Origin of the sequence: Lipingzhangella halophila, from assembly GCF_014203805.1 — a bacterium.
GTDB lineage: Bacteria > Actinomycetota > Actinomycetes > Streptosporangiales > Streptosporangiaceae > Lipingzhangella > Lipingzhangella halophila.
The window spans coordinates 4326745-4349819 of sequence record NZ_JACHJT010000001.1; the positions used below are offsets into that span (position 1 = coordinate 4326745).

Genomic DNA, 23075 nt, shown 5'->3' on the forward strand with positions numbered 1-23075 from the left:
ACCCCCGGGTGCGGGCCGCGGCCCGCACCCGGGGGTTCCCGGCCGCCGGGCCGGAACTCACTCCGCGGGCCGCGCCATGGCGGCGTCGAGCGCCGCGCCGTAGGAGCGGTACCGCTGCAGCTCCTCCTCCAAGGGCGCCACGATCCGCTCGTCGGAGATCGACCGCACCCGCTGTGCGCTCCGTTGCTTAACCTCGTCACGCTGCTGTGCCGCGGCGACCTCCACCAGGTTCCGGCACCCTATGTCGGTCAGCTTGCCCACAACCAGCGTGGCCGCGACCACCGCCGCCGCGAAGCCGATGTTGAGCGGGTGGTCCAGCAGGGAGAACCCGGTGAGGCCGCCGGCGAGCCAACTCACCAGGGCGACCCCGAACCAGGCCAGGCCGAGACCGGCGGCCGCGACCAGGAGGTACTGCAGCACCCGCACGGTCTTCCACCACGACGGGGTGTCATTGGCCTCGGGAACCGTCTCGGACACCGCCGTACCGAGCTCGCCCGGCAGTTCGGCGACATTGGTCCGCGCCGCCGAGCGCAGCCGCCGGGGCCACGGCGACGGGAGCGACCCGCCGACACGATCGGCGACCTCGGCGGCCGCGGTCTCGACCTCCGGAAGCTGGGCTCGTACCGACTCGCTGAGCCCTTCCTCGGATCCCTGGCGCACGAAGTCCAATTGGACCGAGCGCAACGGGTCGCGCCGCAACGCACGTGCCCACCGGGCGACCGGCCAGCCCACGCTCTGTTGCCCGCGGCGCTCGAAGGTGTTGCCAGCGGCGTCGGCGAGGGCCCGGACACCTCCGGCCTCCACCAGCTCGCCAGCGAGCTTCTCTCTGGCCTCCTCGGGCACCCGGGCCGGCGGCTCCTCTGCTCCGCGGTACCGCTCGAAGCCACCAACGATCCGGTCCAGATCGGCGACCAGCCGGTCGATCAGGGCGCGGCGCTCGGAGACCGTCTCGGCCAGCAGTCCGCGCAGCTCGCGCAGCCCCTCCCCGGTGAGGGTGGAGGTGGTCAGTACCCGCGGCTGCGCCCCGGACTCGGTCTCCAGCAGCCGGCGGAGATCGGTGAGCAGCTCTTCGAGCTCCTCGGACGCGACGCGGTCGACCTGGTTCAGCACGGCGACCGTGACCGAGCCGTGGCCGGCCATCTCGGCGAAGTAGCGGTGGTGCACCGCGGCGTCGGCGTACTTCTGCGGGTCGAGCACCCACACGAGAAGATCGGCGGAGCTGATCAGGCGGTCGGACTGCTCCGCGTGGACCGACTGGACGGAGTCGTGGTCAGGCAGGTCGAGCAGGATCAGCCCGTGCAGCTCCGAGGTTCCCTTGTCCAGCACGCTGGTCCGGGAGTGCCTGGCGCGCTGGGGCACGCCGAGCCACTCCAGGATGCCGTCGGCCCCCTCGTTGCCCCATACGCAGGCGTGCGCGGACGAGGTTGTGGGGCGGGTGATGCCGACTCGCGAGAACTCCAGCCCGCACAGCGCGTTGAACAGGGACGACTTCCCGCTTCCGGTGCCACCCGCGAGCGCGACAACGGTGTGCTCGCCGGACAGCCGGAGGCGGGCGCCGGCGTGGGTGAGCAGGCCGCGCGCGCGGGCGATCAGCTCGGAGTCGAAGTCGTCGCGTCCGGTCTCGATGAGCAGCGCCACGTTGTCGAGCCGCTCGATCAGCTCCTCGCGCGTGGTCGCCGGCATGGGCTCCCACGGCTCGGCGGACGAGGGACGGTACTCGTCATCATCGTCGTCGACAGCCGACGCCCACCTGGCCGGCCCTCCGGTCCGGGCGGGCTCGGTGTCCGGGGCGTCGTCGGGATCGTCGGCGGCGGAAGGCTCCGCCTCGGCCTCCCGCGGCGACCCCACCGGCTCCGGATCGGCGCCGCCGGCCGTGTCCGCGGCGCTTCCGGACGGGGGCGTGTGTTGGCCGTGTGCACCGGAGCGCCGCCCGGCGATCACGGCGGGGCCAGGGGTCTCCTCGTCTCCGTCGACAGCGCCGACCAGGCTGCCCACCCAGCCCGCGAGGTTGTCGGGATCGTCGTTGTCGCTGGCCTGGTCGTCCTCGGGGCCTTCCGCGGGCTTCTCACTCGCCGCGGCCCTGTTCGAGCGCGCGGGGCGGGAGCGCCGCGCGTGCTTGCCGCCCCGCGGTGCCGCGCCCGCCGACTCCGCGCCGTCGCCCGCGCCCTCCTCGGTGGAGCGGCGCCGCGCCGGAACCGTGTCGGTCCCTTCCGCCTCCGCGCCGCCGGGCTCGCTGTTGGCGGTCGCCGGTTCCCCGGGATCGGGATTCGGCCCGGACTGCGCGTCGACCGGACGGCGCAGCGACGGGTACGAACCGGTGCGCTCGGTGGGGCGGTTCGGCGGCCAGGCATCGCCCGCGGGCGGCGCCCAGCCGGCGTCGTGGTTGCCGTGGTGCCCCCCGGTGACCCAGGCGGGCACCTGGCCTCCCGGCGTGTCGTCGCCGGATGACCCCGGAGCGTAGCCCGGTTCGGCGCGCAGCAACGACGGAACCACGTACCCATCCCACTCTGCCGCGCCGGTCCTGCGCTCCGCCGCCGGGTCCGCCACCTCGCCCGGAGCGCCCGGATCAGGCCCTTCGCCGGTGGCCGCGCCTCCTTCGGGCGCGGCACCGGAGGTACCTTCATCGGTCTCGGCCGGCGGATCCGTGGTGGGGGTCATGCCCGGATCGTCGTCCGCCCCCCGTGAATGCCGCTGAGTCGTCATCGTGCAATCTCAAGGTTGTATGTCGCCTGGTAGAGCTGTACGGCGTCGGTCTCACCCGGAAGCTTCGCGGCGGCCAGTGTTCCGTCGAACCGCGCGCGCTCCTCGTCGAGCACGGCGCTGATCCGGCTGTACAGGTCGTCACGGGCCCGCTTGCCGATACTTCGGAGCGCCTCGGACCCGAACAACCCTTTGAGCAGCCGCTGCGGCGGCGGGGCGGAGCGGTTCTCCGCCGCCGCCCGGGTAGCGGCGTAACCCAGCAGCTCGATGATCAGGACGAGGGCGATGGCCTCCTTGTCGATGGTGACGACGCGCGCCACCGAACGCTTGGTGGCGCCATCGGCGGAGATCATCTCCTGCACGCTGGCCTGCCACTCCTTGACGGCCTCGCGGGCGCGCTGGCCAAGGCCCTCGGAGGGTTGTGCGCCGCCGGCGCGTTCGGTCAACGCGTCCGCGCCGGGGATGGTGTCCCAGTCCGCCGCGACGTCCTCGGCGGCGCGCTCGGCCGTGGAAACCACCAGCGCCTCCAGTGTGTCGCGGATGGCCTGCTCCAGGGCGCGGACACGCGCGGCCGTCTCCTGCTCGGCGGCCTCGGCCTTGCGCCGGTTGCGCAACCGCATCGTGCGCACCAGCTCCCCGCTGGTGGCGATCTCCTGCCAGCGGGCGAGTAGGTTGCCGCCGAGCAGCGATCCGTCGCCGATCGACGTGGCGGCGCGCTGCAACGCCGCCGAGTAGGCGGACTCGACGGCCAGACTGAGCTTGCGGCCGACCTCGACCTGCGTCTCGACCTGTTTGGTGAGCTCGGGGACACGGGTGAGAAAGCTGTCCACGACACCGATGAAGGTGCGGCGGGAGACAAGGTCGCGCTGCGCGAGGTCGCCCGCGACGTCGGCCAGGTAGGTGCGGATATCGTCGGCGACGTTGGAGGTGAACCGCTCCTGGGAGATCTGGTCGGTCTCGGGGATCGCGAACCGGGTGGCGTTACCGAGGCCGTTGGCCTCAAGCATCGCGCCGAAGTGGTCGAGGAGCTGGGCGTGCCCGCGGCGCGGCACCCGCGACAGCACGACCCCCAATGAGGTGTCGCGGTCGCGGGCTACCTGCAGGAACTCCCAGACTCGGGCGTCGGCGTACCGCGTGCTGGTGGTGACGAACACCCAGAGGTCGGCGGCGTCCAGGAACTTCGCCGCGAACTCGTGGTGCGCGGCGACAGCGGAGTCGACGTCGGGGGTGTCGAGCAGAGCCACGCCCTCGGGCATGCACTCGCTCGCCGCCAGCACGAGCATGCCGTCCTTGCCGGGCATGGCGAGCCCCTGCTGGCGCACTCGCGGCAGCGTGGGTAGGAAAGACGCTTCGCTGAACCATCCGACGTCGGCCGGGTTGCAGGCGAGCACCGGGCTGTTGGTGGTCGGGCGGCGCACGCCGGTGGTCGTGACCTGCTCTCCCACCAGGCTGTTGACGAGCGTGGACTTGCCCGCTCCGGTGGAGCCGGCCACGGCGATCAGCAGGGGGACGTCGGGACGGCGGACGCGCGGCAGCACGTAGTCGTCGAGTTGGCTCAGCACGTCGTTGCGTGCGGTCATACCTTCGGTGGCGCCCGGGAGACCGTCGGAGAACTCGATCGAGCGGATCTGGGCCCGCAGCGCCTCCAGCACACGCTCGAAGCGGGTGTCGACACTCGTCTGCGCCCGGTGCTTGGCCCCACTCGGTGGAGCGGCGTCCGGTGCGGCATCGCCGGCACCGTTGGACCGCCCTTGTTCGTGCTCGCCGGCGGCTTGCCGGCCCTCGTCGCGTTCAGGACTGACCTGGCCGACCCGCTCCCGCGAAGTGTCCGCGGCGCCGCGGTCGGCTCGCGTGGCCCCGTCCGGCTCTGTCTCGCCTGGCCCTGTCACTTCCGGCACAGCAGGCGGCCGGGTCATCGCGGTTCCGCCCTTCTTATCGTTATTCGAGGTCACAACACCCGATCTTCCCTCGGGAACGCATCATGAACTGCCTCCGGACGGCGCCGGGTCACCGCCATGATGCCCCTCGTGCAGTATGTCAAGTTCCGCGGCCACGTTGACCACCTCACCGATCACCACTACGGCGGGTGGCCGCACGCCTTCCTCATTCATCACCCGGGCCGCCGTTCGCAGATCCGCGACCACCGTTCGTTGGGTGGGCAGTGTGGCGTCCTGGATCGCGGCGACCGGAGTCCGCTCGGGACGGCCGTGCTCAATCAGCGCGTCGGCGACGGCACCAATACGCTCAACGCCCATGAGTGCCACGATCGTGCCCGACGAGCGGGCGAGGCCCGGCCAGTCGATCGTGGAACGGTCGTCGTCCGGCGCGACATGAGCGGAGACCACGTGCACGTCCTGGGCGACACCGCGATGGCTCGCCGGGATCCCCGCGGTCGCGGGCGCGGCGAAGGCGCTGGTCACCCCAGGAACGACCGTCACGGGCACCCCGGCCGCGGCACACGCCGCCGCTTCCTCCCCGCCGCGCCCGAACAGGAAGGAGTCGCCGCCTTTCAGACGGACGACGAACCTGCCCGCGCGGGCACGTTCGACAAGGAGCCCGTTGATGTCGTCCTGGCTCATGGAGCGACCATAGGGGATTTTCGCGGCGTCGACGATCTCGACGTCTCCCGGAAGCTGGTCGAGTAGCGACGTCGGGGCGAGCCGGTCAACCACGACCACGTCGGCCTGCGCGAGCAACTGGCGCCCACGCACCGTGATCAGGCCGGGGTCGCCGGGACCGCCGCCCACCAGTGCCACGCCCCGCAGCGGCTCGCGGCCGCGCCGGGCGTCGAGCGTGCCGTCGGAGAGCCCTTCGGTGATGGCGTCGCGCAGCCCGGCCGCGCGGCGGGGGTCGCCGGATGCGACCACACCGACCGTAATACCGCCGGCACCGCCGCTGGCGGGGGTCCACGCGGTGGACGCGTGGCGGTCGTCGGCGCGGACACACCACAGGTGCGCGGCCTCTGCCTCCTCAGCAACGGCCGCGTTCACGTCGGGATCGTCGGTGGCGGCATGCACGAGCCAGAGGTCGCCGACCCGGCCCTCGCGCACGTCACCGCTGTGGAAACGCCGCTGGTGCCAGGTGATACGCCCAGCGGAGGCGAGATCCTCCAGGGCCGCCGTGACCGCCGGAGCGATGACCGTGACACGCGCCCCCGCGTCGAGCAGCACCGGGACCCGGCGTTGGGCGACGCGTCCGCCCCCGACGACCAGAACGTCGCGACCGTCCATCCGCAGCCCAAGAAGATACGTCACCGAGGTAGCCCTCCAGACTCAGCACGAACGTGGTCCCCGCGTCGGGACGGTGGCGTGATCTCGAAGCCAGCACTTCGCCGGTCCGCCACCTTGCGTCCCGTTCTGTGGTCACACCCTCACCCGGCACTTGGCCACGTCTGTCCGTTTTGTGCCCGCGTTCACCGTAATGGCGGTAGGCGTCGATGCCCTAAAAATACTGTGTCAAACCGGTATGCGCTTGCCATTCCAGCTACCAGCCATCTGGGGGCCGCGCCCGCCATTCCTACTCTATCCGCGGTTGTGCAGGTCAGGGCTGGCGCGGACGGCGTCGGCCGCGCCAGCCGCGATCACGCGCGCCCGGCCACACCAGCGGCGTCGAACGTGGCGACGTCGCGGAGCGCCCGCACCGACGCCTGCAGCATCGGCAGCGCCAGGAGCGCGCCCGATCCCTCGCCCAGCCGCATCTCCAAACCGAAGAGCGGGTGCAGGCCCAGGTGCCGCAACGCCACGGTGTGCCCCGGTTCTGCGGAGCAGTGCCCGGCGAAGCAGGCGTTCATCGACGCCGGACTCAGGGCCGCGGCGGCCAGTGCCGCCGAACCCGAGATCACCCCGTCGAGCAGCACCGGCACCCCGGTCGCGGCGGCACCGAGAATGAACCCGGCGAGAGCGGCGTGCTCCAGGCCGCCGACCGCCGCCAGCACGCCCGTCGGGTCGTTCGGGTCGACCGCGTTCACCTCGAGCGCCCTGCGCACAACCTCGATCTTGTGCTCGTGCGCGGCCTCGTCCAGCCCGGTTCCCCGCCCGGTGATGTCGGCCGGGTCGAATCCGGTGAACGCGGCGATGAGCGCCGCCGAGGGCGTCGTGTTCGCGATCCCCATATCGCCGGTGACCAGGCACCGGTTGCCGGCCGAAACCAGGTCGCGGGCGACCTCGACACCGGCCTCGATCGCGTAGACCGCCTGGGTCCGGGTCAGGGCCGGCCCCTGGGTGATGTCGGCTGTCCCGCGCGCCACCTTGCGCGGCAGCAGGCCGGGCACGGTGGGCAGGTCACCGACCACGCCGACGTCGACGATGGTGACCTCGGTGCCGACCTGTTCGGCGAACGCGTTGACCACGGCGCCGCCGTTGAGGAAGTTGTGCACCATCTGCGTGGTGACGTCCTGCGGCCACGCGGTCACCTTCTGGGCATGCACCCCGTGGTCACCGGCGAACACCGCGACAGCGGCGGGCTCCGGGATGGGGGGCGGGCACTCGCCCGCCAGGCCGGCCAGTTGGACCGAGACGTCTTCCAGGACACCCAGCGACCCGGGTGGCTTGGTCATCTGATCCTGCCGGTCGCGAGCCTCGTTGATCGCTCTCTGGTTCAAGGGCCGGATTCCGGCGATCGTCTCGTCCAGCAAGCTGGTCGGCTCCTCACCCGGCAGGCCGCGCCGTCCGTAGCTCTCGCGGTGCACCGCCCAGGACAGGGGGCGCCGTTTCGCCCATCCGCCCAGGCTGAGCTCCGGTTCCGGCGGGAAATCGTCGACGTAGCCTACGCAGAGGTAGGCCACCACCTCCAGGTGTGGAGGCAAGTCGAGGGCGCGCGCGAGGGCGCGCTCCTCGAAGAAGCTTACCCAGCCCACGCCGAGCCCTTCGGCGCGCGCGGCGAGCCACAGGTTCTCCACGGCCAGCGCGGTGGAGTAGCCCGACATCTGCGGTTGGGTGTGCCGGCCCAGGGTGTGCCGGCCGCCCCGGGTCGAGTCGACCGTGACCACGATGTTCACGGGGGTGTCGAGGATCGCCTCGACCTTGAGCCCGGAGAAGGCGCGCGCCCGCGCACCCGGCAGCGCCCGCGCGTACTCCTCGCGCTGGGTCTGCACCATCTCGCGCACATGCGAGCGGGTTTCGCCGTCCTCGACAACCACGAAGTCCCAGGGCTGGGAGAACCCGACCGACGGCGCCTGGTGGGCCGCGGCCAGCACCCGGGTGAGGACCTCGCTGGGGATCGGGTCGGTGCGGAAACCCACACGGACGTCGCGCCGCTCCCGGATCACGCGGTACACGGCGTCGCGCTCGGCCTGCGCGTAGGCGTGCGGGTCGAGCTCGGACACGCGCGGTGCGGGTTCCTCCGGCCGCTGGCCGCCCTCGGAGGGCTCGACCCGGCCGGTGCTCTCGGGCGGCACGGAAGCGGGTGCGCCGGAATCCTGGCCGCGGCCCCGGTCACGCGGGTCGCGCGGCGGGTCTCCGGCGCCGGTGCCGGGGTTCCCGGCGGCGGTGTTCGCCTCGGCGTGCTCGGGCGCGGCGCGTCCGGTCTCCTCGGCCGCACGGCGCGGGGGGGTCGCGGTGGCGCGCTCCGGCCCGGCACCGCGGAACGGGATGACGTTGGGTTGCAGGGGGTCCTCGGCGGCCGGCCGCGGGGGTTCGGGCGCGGGTTCCCGCCGGGTGGTGTCCCTGGGCGGGGGCGGAGGGGTGGGCTCCTCCACGGGGGTGTGGAAGGGGTTGCGGTGCGCGGGGCCGTTCTCGGCGGCGTCGGCGTTGTGCCGCCCGGCGGCGCGGCCGTGCTGGTCCCGGTCGTCCTCGGGGGGATCGAGCGGCGCGTACCCGCGCCCCGTCTCGGGCAGGTCGTCGAGGAGCCCTCCGCCCGACCCGGCGAGCGGGTCGGGCTCCGCGGCCCGCCGACGACCGTGGTCAGCGGGGGGCCGGCCGGGTGGATCGTCGGCGCCCCTGTCCACTGGGTCGCGGCGGTCGTCGGCGCTCATCGGGAACCTCCGGAGTCCTGGACGGCCCGCGGAGACCGGGCCGTGCCGCGAGACCGCCGCACAGTGGTGCCGAGCGGAGCCCGGGGCTCATCGTTGCGGGTTGGTGTACGCATATCTCCCCCTCGGCCAGATGGCCGTTCAGCAGGGCGCGGCTTCGCGTGTCCGCGCCTTTCCCCTTGCTCTCCGGTACCGGGTGCGCCGTTACCGGAGTCGAAGCGGGCTCTAGTCCCCGACCCGCTCGTAGAGCAACTGTGCCAGAACACGGGTCAATCGTTGAGTACTCTCCGGCTCCCGAACGGCAATCCGCAGCCAGTCCGGCCCGAGACCGGGAAAGGTGTCGCAGCGCCGCACGGCGATCCCGTGCTCGCGCAGCCGCGGCCACAGCCGCTCGCCGGATGGAGCCCGTGCGAGCAGGAACGACGCTGCCGCGCCGGGGAGGACGTCCAGGCCCGCGGCGCGTAGTTCGCCGGCGAAGCCGGCGCGCCGCGCGCCGAGCTCCCGGGCCCACGCGTCGGCCTCGGCGACCGCCTCGGGGGCGCAGCACGCCTCGGTGGCCACGAGCGCGGGCGTCGAGACCGACCACAGCGGCTGGGCGGCGCCGAGCCGGTGCACCATGTCCGGGTGGGCCAGCAGGTACCCGGCGCGCAGCCCGGCCAGCCCCCACGTTTTGGTGAGGCTGCGCAGCACGACGAGGCCGGGGATGTCGGTGCGCCCGGCGACGGACTCCGGCTCGCCGGGGACGCAGTCGGCGAAGGCCTCGTCGACCACCAGGGTCCGGCCCGGTCGCGCCAGCTCGGCCAGGGTCTTCGCCGGGTGCAGGAGAGAGGTGGGGTTGGTGGGGTTTCCCACCATCACCAGGTCCGCGTCCGGGGGGACCGCGCCGGGATCGAGCGCGAACCCCTCCTGTTGGACCACCCGCTCCACCGGGTGCCCCACGGAGCGCAACGCGGACTCGGGCTCGGTGAACTGCGGGTGCAGCACGACCGCGCGGCGCGGCCGCAGCACCCGCGCGAGGAGCACGAACGCCTCGGCCGCGCCCGCTGTGAGCAGGACGTCGGCGGGGTCGCGGCGGTGCCGGCGCGCGACAGCCTGGCGCGCCGGGGCCGGGTCGGGGTAGTCCGCGAGATCGGCGACGGACGCGCGGATGCGCTCGGCCAGCCACTCGGGCGGGGTCCCCTCCCGTACGTTGACCGCGAAGTCCAGCAGGCCGGGGCCGCGTTCGGCGTCACCGTGGTGGCGCAGGTCGATCTCACCGTCCGGGGACGGCACGCCGGGCGCGGGGCCATGCGTGTCCGCCAGCATCGTGTCGCTCCTCTGGTCGATGGTCGAAGGGCGTCGGCGTCCGGGCCCGCCCGAGAGCGGACCACGGGCGTACCCTACGCCGCGGGTGCACCGCGCACCCCGCTCGCCCCTGGGGGCGCTCCGGTCAGTGGCCGTGGCCGTGCCCGTGCCCGTGGCCGTGGCCGTGGCCGTGCGCGGGATCGTCGGGGTGGTGGTGCGGTGTCTGCGGCGCGCCGATCTTGTCCTCGAAACCCGGGATGGCGATGCGGTAGACGCAGGAGTCGCAGTTCATCCGGATGTCCCCGGCGAGGGCCTCCTCGTAGCGCTCGCCGATCATGTCGGCCAGCCCGTCGCAGTCACCGATCACCGGGGCGCAGCGGATGTCGAGGTCGCTGTGCTCCGCGGCGAAGGCCATGGACTCGTCTACGACCCGGTCCGGCAGCACCCCGGAGAAAAGGAAGTAGGGCAGCACCACGATCCGGCGGGCACCGAGGCGGCGGACGCGTTCGAGGCCCTGCGGAACGCCCGGCCAGGCCAGCGAGATGAACGCGGTCTCCACGAACGCGATCCCCCGGTCCCCGGCGTGCCCCTCCTGGAGCAGCCGGGCGGCCTTGCTCACCTCGGCGTTGGCGTCGGGGTCGGTGGATCCGCGCCCGACCAGCAGCACCGCGGTGTCGCCCTGCTCCGCGACCGCGCCCGGTTCGGCCTGCAGCACACTGTCCAGGCGCTCGGCGAGGAGCCGGAGCATCGTGGGGTGCGGGCCGAGCGGCCGCCCGTAGGAGTAGCTGAAGCCGTCGTGCCGCTCGCGCTCCCGCGCCAGCGCGCCGGGGATGTCTCCCTTGGCGTGCCCCGCTGCGACCAGCATCATCGGCACCGCCACCAGGCTCCGGTGTCCTTGTTCGTACAGCTCACCAACGGCATCGGTCAGCGGGGGCGGCGACAGCTCGATGAAGCCTCCGGCGACCTCGCGGTCGTCGAACCGGTGGGAGAGGCGGTCGACGAACGACATGAAGTCCGCGACACCCTTCTCGTCGCGCGTTCCGTGGCCGACCAGCAGAAGCGGCGGTCGCATCCGGATCCTTTCGCTGTAGTGGGCGGCGCCCTGCGGCGGGCGGCCCGATGGATGGTAGAGGGGCGGGGACGGCTACGCGGTGCCGGCCGGGTCGTACAGCAGCGCGTTCAGCGCCGCCGCCGCCACGGCGGAGCCGCCCTTCTCCGATACGTTGCTGATCTGGGGAAGTCCGCTGGCCCGCAGTGCCTCCTTGGACTCGGCGGCCCCAACGAACCCCACGGGCAGGCCGATGACCAGTGCCGGGTCGACCCTGCGGGCGATGATCTCCTCCAGCGCGGTCGGGGCGCAGCCCACGACCCACACCGCTCCGGGCCCCACCTCGGAGAAGGCCGTGCGTACAGCGGCCGCTGACCGGGTGATCCCCGCCGTGCGGGCGAGCCGCGCGGTGAGCGAGTCACCGACGTGGCACACGCACTCCCGGGCGGTGATCCCGGAGGCCACCATGGTGACGTCGGTGACGACAGGGGCGCCGCCAGCCAGCCGCGCGGCGGCCCGGAAGGCCGCGTCCTCGTCAATGACCAGGTCGTTCGCGTACTCCAGGTCCGCGCTGGCGTGGATGACGCGTTCCGCGACGGCGCGGCTCACCGGAGGCAGATGCGTCAGGTCGACGCGGGACCGCAGGATGCGGTACGACTCCTCCTCGATCGGATGGACCTCGCGGTTCACGTGCGTTGTCTCCCCTGTTCTCCCCGGGTGCGGTGTCGCTGGGGAATGGTGGTCCGGCGCGCCGTCCCCGTCAGTCAGCGCCGGGCACGCCCTGGTCGTCGTCGACCATGACGATGGCGTCCGCCGGGCAGATCTCCAGGCACTCCAGGCACCCGGTGCACAGCCCGGCGAGAATGTCGAGTGGCCGGCCGTGCGGCCGGATCGCATGCTCGGGACAGGTGAGCAGGCAGGCTCCGCAGCCGGTGCACTCCTGGGTCACGGCGACCGGAGCCGCCTCACCAGGCCGGGACACACCTGCCTCCCTTCCGCGCACCGTGGTTGGTCCCGGTCCGCGTGCCGTCCAACGAGCCTGTTGCCGTTCTCCCACGACCGGAGCCGCGGACTTTCCGCCCAGCGGCAGCGCCGGGTGGGCCGGTACTACCCCCGCGGGATCCCACCGGGCCCGGCCGGTCGCCAGCGAGAAGCCAGCGACCCGGTACACCACGAGCGGCAACCCTGGCGGCCGCGGCTCCGTGCCGCTGGAACGATCAGCGTACATGCATCACCCCCGGTCCCACGGGGGGTGGGGGCCGGCGTTGCCCACGTCACCCTGGCCGGCCCCTACCGGAAGCGACCCCCGCTATTGCGAACCGGTTGCGTCGGTCGTACCGTCAAAGGGCCGTGGTGATCGGGAAGTTCGGTGTGAAACCGGCGCGGCCCTCGCCACTGTGAACGGGTAGCCCCGCGCCCCGTCCGGCCCCTTCGGGCGGTCGGACGGCAGCGCCACTGGGGGACGTCCAATGCCGGGCGGCCCCTGGGAAGGCCGGCGTGCGGGCGGCGACCCGCAAGCCAGGAGACCGGCCACGGCGCACGACCGTCCACGAGGTGCTGGAGAGTTGGTCACCTGCTCATGCATATTGCCGAGGGCTTCCTACCGCCCGTGCACGCGGCCGCCTGGACCGCCGCTGCCGCCCCCTTCGTCATCCACGGCGTTGGCTCCCTGACCCGCACTGTGCGCGCCAACCCCGACGCGAAGCTCCTGCTCGGAGCGTCCGGAGCGTTCTGTTTCGTGCTCTCGGCGCTGAAGATCCCGTCGGTGACCGGAAGCTGCTCGCACCCCACCGGGGTCGGGCTGGGCGCGGTCCTCTTCCGACCGCCCGTCATGGCGGCGTTGGGCACGGTCACCCTGCTGTTCCAGGCCCTTCTGCTGGCGCACGGAGGGCTGACGACCCTCGGGGCCAACGTGTTCTCGATGGCGGTTGTCGGCCCGTGGGTCGCCTACACCGTCTACCGGCTTGTGCGCCTTCTCACGGCGTCGTTACCGGAGACGACGTCACTGGGGCTGGCCGTCTTCTGCGGCACCGCGCTGGCCAGCATCGGCACCTACTCGGTGACCAGCCTGCAGCTCGCCCTGGCGTTCCCCGATGCGCAGAGCGGCGTCCTCGGCGCGTTCGCGAAGTTCGGCGCCATCTTCTCGCTGACCCAGATCCCTCTGGCGATCATCGAGGGGCTCGTCACCGTGGTCATCATCCGGCTGCTGATCACCGCGAGCCGCGGGGACCTGCTGCGTCTCGGCGTGCTGCGCGGCAGCCCGGCGCCCGCGCCGGCCGACGAGAAGGCGGTGTGACCGGATGAGGCAGACACAACCCCCGTCGAAGCCCGGAACCGGCGAGCCGGACCCGGCCGGCCCCGCCCCCCGAACCTGGGTCACCTGGGTCCTCGTAGCCGCCATCGCGGCCATCGCCGTTGTGCCGCTGGCCACCGGCGCCGCCGACCACCTGGAGGAGCCGTTCACCGGCGCCGACGCCCAAGCCGAGGAGACCGTCGAGGAGGTCGCCCCCGGCTACGAGCCCTGGTTCGACCCGGTCTACGAGGCGCCCTCAGCCGAGATCGAGTCGGGACTGTTCGCCCTGCAGGCGGCCATCGGAGCGGGCATCATCGGCTACGTCCTCGGTGTGGTGCGCACCCGCAGCCGGCTGCGCCGGGAGGACGCCGCGGCGACCGCCCCGGACGCGCCCGACGACTCCGGCAGCGGCAGCGGATCCGGCGGCCCCGGCACCGCTGGCCCCGCTGAACGCTGATCGGACCGCCGCGTGCTGCCCATCGACGTCGCGGCCTACCGCAGTCCCTGGCGCCAGCTCCATCCGGCCCTCAAGGGAACCTTCTGCGGTGGGCTGCTGGCCTGCGCGCTCCTCCTGCCGGCCTGGCCGGGCGCGGTACTCACCGCGGCGGTGGCACTGGTCGCGGCGCTCGGCCCGGCCGGCGTCCCGCCGCGGGCGCTGGCCCGGGCCGCCTGGGTACCACTGGGCTTCATCGCCACCGGATCCATAACGCTGCTGGTCAGCGTGGGTGGGCCGGACAGTATGGTGGCGGTCGACCCGAACGGGTGGCGGCGGGCGGCGGAGGTGTGCGCGCGGGCGGCGGCAGCACTGCTGTGTCAGCTCCTCTTCGCGTTCAGCACGCCGCTGGCGGAGCTGCTCCCCCGGCTGACCAGGCTCGGCCTGCCGAGTGCCCTGGTCGAGATCGTCGCGCTGATGTACCGGATGCTGTTCGTCGCGCTCGACACCGCCCATCGCGTCGCCACGGGTCAGGCGGGGCGGCTGGGGTACGCGTCGCGGCGCGCGTGGATCCGTTCGGCGGGCGCGCTCGGCGCCAGTCTGTTCATCCGGTCCTACGACCGGGCGCGGCGGATGCAGCGCGGGCTGGAGTGCCGCGGCTACACCGGCGACCTCACGGTCCTGGTGGAGGAGATTCCGCTGCGGCCGGCGGCGGTGCTGGCGGCCGGGGCCGCGCCGCTCGCCGTCGCCGCGACCACCATCAGTTACGGAGTCCTGCTGTGACCTCGCTCGACACCGCCGGCGACGGGATGGCCGGCACCGGTCCGGTCATCCTGTCGGGGCACTCGCTGCGCTTCGGCTACGACGCGGCGCGATCGGGTCCCGTGTTCGAGGCGCTGGACGTCGAGGTGCGCCAGGGCGAGGTGCTCGCCGTGCTGGGCCCCAACGGCGGCGGCAAGACCACCCTGCTCCGCGTGCTTTCCGGCAGCCTGACCCCGCAGAGGGGAACGGTCCGGCTTTCCGGCGCGGAGGTCCGGTGGAACCGGCGCGGCGTGAACGCGCTGCGGCGCAGCGTGCAACTGGTCTTCCAGGACCCCGATGACCAGTTGTTCTCCGCGAGCGTGCGCCAGGACGTGTCGTTCGGGCCGCTGAACCAGGGGCTGAAGCCCGACGCGGTTCGGGATCGGGTGGCCTGGGCACTGGAGGCGCTGGGGGTGACCGCGCTCGCCGAGCAGCCCACCCATCTGCTCTCGTACGGCCAGCGCAAACGCGTGGTGCTGGCGGGGGCGGTCGCTATGCGGCCGTCGGTGCTGGTGCTGGACGAGCCCACCGCCGGCCTCGACCCAGCGGGTGTGGAGTCGCTCCTGGAGACGCTGGACGGGTTGCGGGCCGCGGGAACCACGCTGCTGGTGTCGACACACGATGTCGACCTGGCCTACCGCTGGGCGGACCGTGCGCTGCTGCTCGACGGGGAGGTGCTCGGTATCGGCCCTGTACGGGAGGTCCTGGCGGACCCGCCGCTCCTGGAGGCGGCCCGCCTGCGCCCCGCCTGGGGCCCGGCGGTGGGAAGGGCACTGCGCGGGGCCGGCCTGCTGGCGCCGGACGCCCCGGACCCGAGCACACCGGAGGAGGTGGCCGGCATCACGGGCGCGTGACCGGGTCAGGACTCCGGTTTCGGAGGCTTGGCCGCGCTCCCGCGCTCCTTCTTCTCGTACGTGGGGAAATCGCTCGTGTCGATCTCGATGTCCTTGAGCGGCCCTTGCAGGGTCAGGGTCTCGCCGAAGGCGATGTCCGTCCGGGTCCGGTAACCGTCCGGAGCCGGGTCCCAGTGCAGCCGCACGGTCCCGTTCCGCGGATCGATCATCAGATACATCGGAACCGACCAGCGCGCGTACTCTTCGGGCTTGACTACGGTGTCATTGGCGGGATTGTTCGGCGAGACCACCTCCACGACGAGTTCTACGGTGTCGGCGGAGAGCAGCCATCCCTCTTCCTCCTCAATGGCGGCTGGCACCACAACAAGGTCCGGCCAACAAAAGTCATCGCCATTGTCGGGCGCCGCGATGGAGTACACCGGCTGTGCCACCATGTCCTCGGCAAGCTGCGGAGCTAGTTGGTCATAGAGCCGTCGCACGATAGCGCCATGCTTGAACGACGGTGTCGGTGACATCATGATGGTGCCCCGGATGATCTCGATACGTAGGCCCTTAGGGACGTCGAGATGCTCGACCCACGCGCGAAGCTCTCCGTGCCGGACTTCTGTCGCGGGACGATCCTCCAATGTGGCGGTCATCGACGATCCTCCTCCCTGTCGACGAGCCATCGTAGAGCTCCCCTCAGTCACGTGTCCGCCGTTTCCACAATCCTCCGCTGGCATGAGCCGTCGAGGCAAGCACCGCCCGCGTTGCGTCCCGCTCACCCGCTCCAGCGGTAGCCCCTCGGGGTGACGAACCTACCGGCCACGGTGCGGCTGGCGGAGCTGCCCACGATGACGACGGTGAACATGTCCACGTCGTCTACCCCGCCCGCCAGCATCCTGTCGAGGGTGCTCATCGTGGCGCGCTCCCCTTCGCGGGATGCCTGGCGCACGTGGCCGACCGGGGTGTCGGGCGGCCGGTGCTCAGCGAGGATCTCCAGGGCGCGGGTGAGCTGCCAGTCGCGCTTCTTGCTGCGCGGGTTGTAGAAGCAGACCGTGAAGTCGCCCTCGGCCGCGGCACGGAGCCGGCGCTCGATCGCCTCCCACGGTGTGTGCAGGTCGGACAGTGAGATGTAGGCGTGGTCGTGGCCCAACGGGGCGCCGAGCAGGTTCGACGCGGACACGGCGGCAGTGATGCCGGGCACGCCGACGACGTCGATGTCCGCCCCGGCGAAGTCCAGCGCGGGGCTGGCCATGGCGTACACCCCGGCGTCGCCGGACCCGATGAGCGCCACGGCCGCGCCGGTGCGCGCCTCCTCGACCGCGGTGCGGGCGCGTTCCTCCTCCTGGCCGAGGCCGCTGGCGACGACCCGGGTTCCCGGGCGAAGCAGGTCGCGCACCTGGTCCAGGTACTGGTCGAGGCCGACGACCACGGAGGCCCGGCGCAGCTCGGCCACGGCCCTCGGGGTGGCGAGATCGCGTGCGCCCGGCCCCAGACCGACAACGGCGAGACGTCCTCGGGGGGCCAGCCGGGCCACGGCGGCGGTCGCGTTGTCGGACTTGCGCTTGGCGGCGACCAGCTCCGCGCCAATGTCCGAGCCGCGGACGCCCTCCCCCGCGCCGGCGACCGCACCGCCCCCGCGTCCCGCCTCGGCGGCGCACCGCAGCGCGGCGGCTTCGGCCACGCTGGGCGTGCCGACCTCGGCACGCACCGTCTCGCTCGGGTTCGGCACCTCCATGCCGCTCAGGTCGGCGGCCGGGTAGCAGGTGACCTCCCAGCCGCGTTCGCGCGCCGCGGCGAGGATCCCTTCCTCGTCGGCCTTGAGGTCGACCGTGGCGACCCCGCGCACCGAGCCCGGCGCCAGGCCCTCGTCCCGCAGGGTCTGGTCGACCAGCCGCCCGACCTCTCCCGCGCTGACCCCGCGCGCGGCACCGACCCCCACCACGAGCGACGGGGGCCGGTAGGTGAGCGTGGGCACTCCGGGCGCCGCCGCTTCCCCGGTGCGGTCACTCACCCGGACGACCGCAGCGGCGCGGTCAGCCGGGACGGCCGGTGCCACGTTGTCCGGCAGCGGCGGCAGCGGCCACTCCCCCGCGCCCTCGATGCGGACCGCCTCCCCGGAGAGCACGGCCGCGCCAACGGCGGCGAGTGGGCCGCGGTCCTCGATGGTGAGTCCGGCGTCGTCGCCGTAGGAGTCGAGCGGGGTGACCGAGACCGCGTCACTGGCGGTGGTGACGACCGGGCGGCTGCCGAGCACCTCCGAGACCCTATGGGCGAGGTCGTTGGCGCCGTGGTGGCCACCGAGCACCGCGACGGCGTGCTGGGTGGCCTCGTCCACGCAGACAACGGGGGTGTCGGCGGTCTTGTCCGCCAGAAGCGGCGCCAGCACCCGCACGGTCGCGCCGATCGCGAGGAAGCTCACCACCGCCCCGCACTCGGTGAACGCCGCGCGCAGGGCGTCGGCCGGCCGCTCGGCGGTGACGTGCCGCGCCTCGCCGGGCCAGGCCGCGACGAGCCGTTCGGCGGCCGCCCGGCCGCGTGCCGTTACGGCGATGACACCGATTCCGTTCATAGCCACCCTTCGCGGGTCGTTTTCGGTACTCGTGTATTCGGGACCTGCTGGCCCGCCGCGGGGCGTTCCCGCGTACCCGCGGCGCCGGGCGCTTCTTGCGGGTGGCCGCGAAGGCGCGACCGGCGCGCGAGATGCTGGAGGTCTGCTGAACGGGTGGTCACCGGGAGTTCCGGACTCGCCCGGAACCCGGAGAACTGCGCCCGCGCGCTGGTGCGAGTGGAGGTCACTCGTCGGCGCCCCGCCCTTGGACGCCCCACACCAGCGTGACCGGGTTCGCCGCGGCCAGCCGCAGCGACCCGTTGGGCAGGTCGGCCAGCCGGGACGCCTGGAGCTGGGTGCCCTCCGCCGTGTACCCGTGGGCCAGCAGCGTGTCGCGAGTCGGCCGGACCCGGTCGACAGAGGCCAGTGCCGCCACGACGCGCTCGGGCCGGTGGCGGCGCAGTGTGCCGGCGATGGCGGCCTCGTCGCCACCGCCGAAGAAGACCGCGTCCGGCGGAACTGGACCAGCCTGCTCGTCCAGGACTTCGGGGACCCGCCCCTCGCGCACCTCGACACTGACCCCCCAGGCCCGCGCGTTGGCGCGCACGCGCTCGCAGTCGCCGGAGTTGCGCTCGAAGGCGACGGCGTGCGCGCCGAACCGGGCGCACTCCACCGCGACCGATCCGCTGCCCGCTCCGACATCCCAGACCACCGTGCCCGGGCGCGGTGCCAGGCGCGCGAGGGCGACCGCGCGCACCTCGGACTTGGTGATCATCGACCGCCGGTGCTCGAACTGCCCTTCGGGCAGCGCCCAGCCTTCGGGTGCGCCCTGGTGGCCCGGCATCCAGGTCATGGCGGACGCGACGGACCGCTCCGGGGCGACGGCCAGCACGACGTTCGGAAACGCCCAATCGTCGGCGGCGGCCGCCGCGGCGTCGGTGACCCGGGTGACCGCTTCGTCGCGGGCGCCGAGCCGCTGCGCCACGTACACCTCGCGGCCGGCGCGCAGCAGTTCGGGCAGGAACGCCGCGGGCGCGGTGGCACCGGGCGCGGTCAGGACCGCCGCCTTCGGGTGGGCCAGCGCCGCGGCCAGCGCTCGGCGGGCCGACCGGCCCTGGTCCGCGCGCCCGTGCGCGGACACCACGACAGCGTCGTCCCACGGCAACCCGATGCGGGCGAACGCGGTGGCGATCGAGGAGACCGCCGGGATGACCCGCGGCCGGGCGCCGCGGGCGCGGAGCGCGCGCACGATCCCGAAGAAGCCGGGGTCCCCCGAGGCGAGCACGGCGGCCGGGCCCGCGGAGGCGAACAGCTCGTCCACGGCCGCGGCCAGGTTCGTCATGGGGATGCGGCGGGCGCCGTCAGGCAGGGCGACGGAGTCGAGGTGCCGCTCGCTGCCGACCACACACGTGGCGCGGGCGAGCGCGGCCGCGGCGTGCTCGCCGAGCCCTTCCCCGTCCAGCCCGATGACCGTGATCACGGGCTCGTCCTGATCGGTCACGGTCCCCCACTATCTCAGCCCCAGGTCACGAACGCTTCGCCGGGCCGCCTCCCGCCTCGGGACCAGCGAGGGGGCGCCGTCCGCTATCCCGCGGTGCTCGTGTCGCCGGTGCTCCCGTCGCGTGCGGCCTTAAGGGAAGCGTGCGTGGGGGCCTCGGGGACGTGTGCCGGGCGTTTGGTGTCGAGCTCCGCCCGCAGCGCCGGCACGACCTCCTCGCCGAGATGGTCGAGCTGTTCGAGAACCGTCTTCAGTGGGAGCCCCGCGTGGTCCATGACCCACAGCAGACGCTGGTAGTGGCCGAAGTGCTCGGTGAACGTCAGGGTTTTCTCGATCACCTGCCGCGGGCTTCCGACACTGAGCGGGGTGCCCTCCATGAACTCCTCCAGTGAGGGGCCGTGCCCGTAGACCGGGGCGACGTCGAAGTACGGCCGGAACTCGGCGACGGCGTCCTGGGATCGCCGCCGCATGAACGCCTGGCCGCCGAGCCCCACGATGGCCTGGTCGGCGGACCCGTGGCCGTGGTGCTCGAACCGCTCCCGGTAGAAGTTCACCAGGGCGATGAAGTGTTCCTTGGGCCAGAAGATGTGGTTGGCGAAGAACCCGTCGCCGTAGTAAGCGGCCTGTTCGGCGATCTCCGGGCTGCGGATCGAGCCGTGCCACACGAACGGCGGAATCCCGTCGAGGGGGCGCGGGGTGGCGGTGAAGCCCTCCAGCGGGGTGCGGAACGTGCCCTCCCAGTCCACCGTCTCCTCGCGCCACAGCCGCCGCAGCAGGGCGTAGTTCTCGATGGCCAGCGGGATGCCGTCCTGGAGCCGCTTGCCGAACCACGGGTAGACCGGCGCCATGTTGCCCCGGCCCATGATGAGGTCGGCCCGCCCGCCGGACAGGTGCTGCAGCATCGCGTAGTCCTCGGCGATCTTCACCGGGTCGTTGGTGGTGATCAGCGTGGTGGCGGTGGAAAGCCGCAGTGTGCTGGTGCGCGCCGCGATGTAGCCCAGCATCGTGGTCGGCGACGACGGCACGAACGGCGGGTTGTGGTGCTCCCCCGTGGCGAACACGTCCAGGCCGACCTCCTCGGCCTTCTGGGCGATCCGCACCATCGCGGTAATCCGCTCGTGCTCCGACGGTGTGCGGCCCGTGGTGGGGTCGGGCGTCACGTCGCCGACGGAGAAGATTCCGAACTGCATCGCGCTCCTCGGAGGTGGCTGCTTGGCTGGTGTGCACCGCGCCCCGGGAGGGTGCGGGGCGCCGATGTCGCGGTACGGGCGGCGCGGCGGGCCGTGCCGGCGTTACGGGTTGCGGCGCGGCTTGATCCGGGCGTTCGGCAGTTCGGGGGCCGGCAGGCGCTCAGGTGTGCCCGCGTAGCCTGCAACGTGACCGAACTGGTCGGACGCACGCTGCCAGGCGTCGCGGAAGGCGACGATCTCCTCGTGGCTGCGGGCGACGAAGTTCCACCACATGATGATCTCCTCGCCGAATGGTGGGCCGCCGAGTAGCAGCACCCGCGCGGGCTCACCGGTGAGGTTGGCCAGCTCCAGCTGCGCCGCGCCCGTTCCCAGGTAGCCGAGCTCTGTCGTGGACAGCTCGGTGCCGGCCGCGGTTACCGCGCCGGTGTCCACGAGGATCCCGTGCTCGAAGCGCTGGTCGACGTCCACCGTGACCCGGGCGTGCGGGGTGAGCGTGATCTCCGCGCCCAACAGCGGCGAGAAGGTCGCCACCGGTGAGGTTTCGCCCGCGAGCGAGCCGAGGAAGACGCGGGCCGTCGCACCGCCGAGATCAACGGGAGCCGGGGCGTGGTGCCGGAAGTCCCGCGCGGTGTGCCGGTACGCGTCCGGAAGTGCCACCCAGAGCTGCACCCCGTGCAGGGTCGCGGTCCCCGGCGTCGACACCTCGGAGTGGCAGATCCCGTGCCCGCCGGTCATCAGGTTCAGCTCACCGGGCCGCACCATCGCGTGCGCACCCAGGCTGTCACGGTGCTCGATCTCGCCGGTGAACAGCCAGCTCACTGTCTGCAGGCCGGTGTGCGGATGCGGGGCGACGTCCATGCCGCCGGTTCGGCCGACATCGCCGGGACCGTAGTGGTCCACGAAGCACCAGGCCCCGATCAGGGAACGCCTGCGCTGCGGCAGCGTGCGGCGCACCCGCATCGCCCTGGGGCCGCCGAGCGGCACATCACGCGCGGTCAGGACCTCCACGCCGGGCCGACCTGGGTCCTCGACAGCGACAGCCTGGTCCCGGCACTCCATCTCGACGGGGGCTGGTTCGGTGTTGCTCACAGCTCGGTGACCTCGTTCCCGCGTCGCCACGAGATAGTTTCCTAGTAAACTATTATGCTGCCAGTATAGGAGACCAGGTGTCTCGCCCCCAGCCGCCGGGCCGGCGCTCCACGGCCCCTGGGCAACAGCGGCGGACTCACTCCGCTTCGAGCGGCAACGACGCGGCGATTTCGAACCCTCCCCCGGCCCGCGGGCCGGTGCGGATGGACCCGCCATAGGCGGCGGCCCGCTCCCGCATGCCCACGAGTCCGTGCCCGCCCTCGGCCCCACTTCCCGAATGGACGACGGCGGCGCCGCGACCGTCGTCGCGGATGCGGATCTCCAGGACGTCCTGTCCGTACCGCAGCCGCACCCGCACCCGGCTCACGTTGGGCCCGGCGTGCTTGCGCGTGTTGGTGAGCGCCTCCTGCACGATGCGGTACACCGCCAGCTCCATGCCGGCCGGCAGGTCCCGTGGCACTCCCTCCACCGTGAGATGCACGGGCAGGCCCGAGCGCCGCACACCCGCCACCAACTGGTCCAGCTGCGCGATCCCCGGTTGCGGCGCGTACGAGTCGTGTTCTGGCTCGCCATCCCGCAGGACTCCCAGCATGCGCCGCATCTCGGTCAGGGCGGTGCGGCCGGTGTCGCTGATGGTCGCCAGCGCCCGCTCCGCGCGGTCGGGTTGGCCGCGCAGGCTGTAGGCCGCGCCGTCGGCCTGCACCACCATCACACTGAGGCTGTGCGAGACCACATCGTGTATGTCGCGCGCGATGCGGGCGCGTTCGGCGGCGGCCGCGATCTGGGCCTGGTTGTCCCGCTCGCGCTCCAGCCGTACGGCGCGTTCCTCCAGGCTCGCCAGGTAGGCGCGGCGGGTACCGATGGTGTAGCCCCAGATCCACACGGACACGACGAGGGCCGTTCCGGTGAACAGCTCCATTATCGGGTCGGCTCCCCACTCCAGCACAGCGAGGACGACCCCGATCTCCACGATCGCGGCCACCGCGGCCGACACCCACCGGCCGCACCGCGCCGCGGCGTTGTAGAGCCCGAAGAAGAGCATGAAGGTGGCCGGCAGCAGCATCACCCCGAGCAGCCACTGCGCGAAGGCGGTGAGCGCCATGACCGCGAAGGTCGCTAAGGGACGGTCCCGGCGAAACACATACGGAGCGCACAACCCCGCGATCAGCACGACGCCAACGAAGGGCGGGTGCTCCGGAGCGTAGGCGACCTGTATCGGCAGGCTGTACAGGAACACCGCCCCGGCGACCGCGCCATCGGCTACCCGGGGGTGGTTCCGCATCCACGTAAGCACCGCGCGAAACACTCCCTCAGCGTATGTTCGCTGTACTGACACTCAGCTGGCCGCGACGGTGGGCTGGCGGGTCTCCTACGACCCGCCAGC

At 72.8% G+C, this 23075-nt stretch carries 18 protein-coding genes and 1 riboswitch; of the genes, 4 read left to right on the top strand and 14 right to left on the bottom strand.

Translation table 11 applies throughout. The features are described 5' to 3' along the window. Nucleotides 1-57: 57 nt before the first annotated feature. The 8 genes from F4561_RS19950 to F4561_RS32725 form a co-directional block, all read right to left on the bottom strand. On the bottom strand, nucleotides 58-2658 hold the full coding sequence (locus F4561_RS19950; RefSeq protein ID WP_184580899.1) for a YfjP family GTPase: 2601 nt from the start codon (nucleotides 2656-2658) through the stop codon (nucleotides 58-60). Nucleotides 2659-2699: 41 nt separating this feature from the next. Next, nucleotides 2700-4616: a GTPase gene (locus tag F4561_RS19955; protein ID WP_184583903.1), complete on the bottom strand. Its 1917-nt coding sequence runs from the start codon at nucleotides 4614-4616 to the stop codon at nucleotides 2700-2702. 63 nt (nucleotides 4617-4679) lie between these two features. Beyond that, the gene (cobA, locus tag F4561_RS19960) at nucleotides 4680-5954 is read right to left on the bottom strand and encodes a uroporphyrinogen-III C-methyltransferase (protein ID WP_312885386.1); all 1275 of its coding nucleotides are present in this window, start codon (nucleotides 5952-5954) and stop codon (nucleotides 4680-4682) included. Between the two features lie 326 nt (nucleotides 5955-6280). Next, nucleotides 6281-8671 (bottom strand): nicotinate-nucleotide--dimethylbenzimidazole phosphoribosyltransferase, encoded by a 2391-nt coding sequence (cobT, locus tag F4561_RS19965; protein WP_184580900.1) that lies wholly within the window; start codon nucleotides 8669-8671, stop codon nucleotides 6281-6283. Nucleotides 8672-8893: 222 nt separating this feature from the next. Further along, nucleotides 8894-9973: an Rv2231c family histidinol phosphate aminotransferase CobC gene (cobC, locus tag F4561_RS19970; RefSeq protein ID WP_184580901.1), complete on the bottom strand. Its 1080-nt coding sequence runs from the start codon at nucleotides 9971-9973 to the stop codon at nucleotides 8894-8896. Between the two features lie 124 nt (nucleotides 9974-10097). Continuing rightward, complete coding sequence (locus F4561_RS19975; RefSeq protein WP_184580902.1) at nucleotides 10098-11024, bottom strand: sirohydrochlorin chelatase; 927 nt, start codon at nucleotides 11022-11024, stop codon at nucleotides 10098-10100. Between the two features lie 72 nt (nucleotides 11025-11096). Then, nucleotides 11097-11690, bottom strand: coding sequence for a precorrin-8X methylmutase (locus F4561_RS19980; protein WP_184580903.1), 594 nt, complete (start codon nucleotides 11688-11690; stop codon nucleotides 11097-11099). Nucleotides 11691-11760: 70 nt separating this feature from the next. Next, a complete protein-coding gene (locus F4561_RS32725) occupies nucleotides 11761-11982 on the bottom strand; it encodes a DUF362 domain-containing protein (protein ID WP_312885387.1) in 222 nt (73 codons plus the stop codon). A gap of 330 nt (nucleotides 11983-12312) precedes the next feature. Next, nucleotides 12313-12549: riboswitch (cobalamin riboswitch) on the top strand. A 30-nt stretch (nucleotides 12550-12579) separates the two neighbouring features. Here F4561_RS32725 and F4561_RS19990 point away from each other — a divergent pair. The 4 genes from F4561_RS19990 to F4561_RS20005 are packed head-to-tail and all read left to right on the top strand — an operon-like array spanning nucleotide 12580 to nucleotide 15381. Beyond that, entirely contained in the window at nucleotides 12580-13296 is a 717-nt protein-coding gene (locus F4561_RS19990; protein WP_184580904.1) for an energy-coupling factor ABC transporter permease, read from the top strand. Between the two features lie 4 nt (nucleotides 13297-13300). Beyond that, nucleotides 13301-13750 (top strand): energy-coupling factor ABC transporter substrate-binding protein, encoded by a 450-nt coding sequence (locus tag F4561_RS19995; protein WP_184580905.1) that lies wholly within the window; start codon nucleotides 13301-13303, stop codon nucleotides 13748-13750. A 12-nt stretch (nucleotides 13751-13762) separates the two neighbouring features. Next, complete coding sequence (gene cbiQ, locus F4561_RS20000) at nucleotides 13763-14509, top strand: cobalt ECF transporter T component CbiQ (protein ID WP_184580906.1); 747 nt, start codon at nucleotides 13763-13765, stop codon at nucleotides 14507-14509. Next, nucleotides 14506-15381: an energy-coupling factor ABC transporter ATP-binding protein gene (locus F4561_RS20005; protein WP_312885388.1), complete on the top strand. Its 876-nt coding sequence runs from the start codon at nucleotides 14506-14508 to the stop codon at nucleotides 15379-15381. The genes cbiQ and F4561_RS20005 overlap by 4 nt, the downstream gene beginning before the upstream one ends. 5 nt (nucleotides 15382-15386) lie before the next feature. Here F4561_RS20005 and F4561_RS20010 read toward each other — a convergent pair whose 3' ends face one another. From F4561_RS20010 to F4561_RS20035, 6 genes are all read right to left on the bottom strand, one after another. Then, entirely contained in the window at nucleotides 15387-16019 is a 633-nt protein-coding gene (locus F4561_RS20010) for a Uma2 family endonuclease (RefSeq protein WP_184580907.1), read from the bottom strand. 122 nt (nucleotides 16020-16141) lie between these two features. Beyond that, nucleotides 16142-17935, bottom strand: a complete 1794-nt coding sequence (cobJ, locus tag F4561_RS20015; RefSeq protein WP_184580908.1) for a precorrin-3B C(17)-methyltransferase — start codon at nucleotides 17933-17935, stop codon at nucleotides 16142-16144. Between the two features lie 223 nt (nucleotides 17936-18158). After that, on the bottom strand, nucleotides 18159-19415 hold the full coding sequence (cbiE, locus tag F4561_RS20020; RefSeq protein WP_184580909.1) for a precorrin-6y C5,15-methyltransferase (decarboxylating) subunit CbiE: 1257 nt from the start codon (nucleotides 19413-19415) through the stop codon (nucleotides 18159-18161). A gap of 83 nt (nucleotides 19416-19498) precedes the next feature. Then, nucleotides 19499-20602: an LLM class flavin-dependent oxidoreductase gene (locus F4561_RS20025; RefSeq protein WP_184580910.1), complete on the bottom strand. Its 1104-nt coding sequence runs from the start codon at nucleotides 20600-20602 to the stop codon at nucleotides 19499-19501. A 102-nt stretch (nucleotides 20603-20704) separates the two neighbouring features. After that, complete coding sequence (locus F4561_RS20030) at nucleotides 20705-21691, bottom strand: pirin family protein (protein WP_184580911.1); 987 nt, start codon at nucleotides 21689-21691, stop codon at nucleotides 20705-20707. A gap of 136 nt (nucleotides 21692-21827) precedes the next feature. Continuing rightward, nucleotides 21828-22973, bottom strand: coding sequence for a sensor histidine kinase (locus F4561_RS20035; RefSeq protein WP_184580912.1), 1146 nt, complete (start codon nucleotides 22971-22973; stop codon nucleotides 21828-21830). Nucleotides 22974-23075 lie beyond the last annotated feature (102 nt).

Coding starts and splice junctions, on each gene's coding strand:
- F4561_RS19950 (WP_184580899.1), bottom strand. CDS start 2,658: ATGACCCCCACCACGGATCCGCCGGCCGAGACCGATGAAGGTACCTCC.
- F4561_RS19955 (WP_184583903.1), bottom strand. CDS start 4,616: ATGACCCGGCCGCCTGCTGTGCCGGAAGTGACAGGGCCAGGCGAGACA.
- cobT (WP_184580900.1), bottom strand. CDS start 8,671: ATGAGCGCCGACGACCGCCGCGACCCAGTGGACAGGGGCGCCGACGAT.
- cobC (WP_184580901.1), bottom strand. CDS start 9,973: ATGCTGGCGGACACGCATGGCCCCGCGCCCGGCGTGCCGTCCCCGGAC.
- F4561_RS19975 (WP_184580902.1), bottom strand. CDS start 11,024: ATGCGACCGCCGCTTCTGCTGGTCGGCCACGGAACGCGCGACGAGAAG.
- F4561_RS19990 (WP_184580904.1), top strand. CDS start 12,580: ATGCATATTGCCGAGGGCTTCCTACCGCCCGTGCACGCGGCCGCCTGG.
- F4561_RS19995 (WP_184580905.1), top strand. CDS start 13,301: ATGAGGCAGACACAACCCCCGTCGAAGCCCGGAACCGGCGAGCCGGAC.
- F4561_RS20010 (WP_184580907.1), bottom strand. CDS start 16,019: ATGACCGCCACATTGGAGGATCGTCCCGCGACAGAAGTCCGGCACGGA.
- cobJ (WP_184580908.1), bottom strand. CDS start 17,935: ATGAACGGAATCGGTGTCATCGCCGTAACGGCACGCGGCCGGGCGGCC.
- F4561_RS20025 (WP_184580910.1), bottom strand. CDS start 20,602: ATGCAGTTCGGAATCTTCTCCGTCGGCGACGTGACGCCCGACCCCACC.
- F4561_RS20035 (WP_184580912.1), bottom strand. CDS start 22,973: ATGCGGAACCACCCCCGGGTAGCCGATGGCGCGGTCGCCGGGGCGGTG.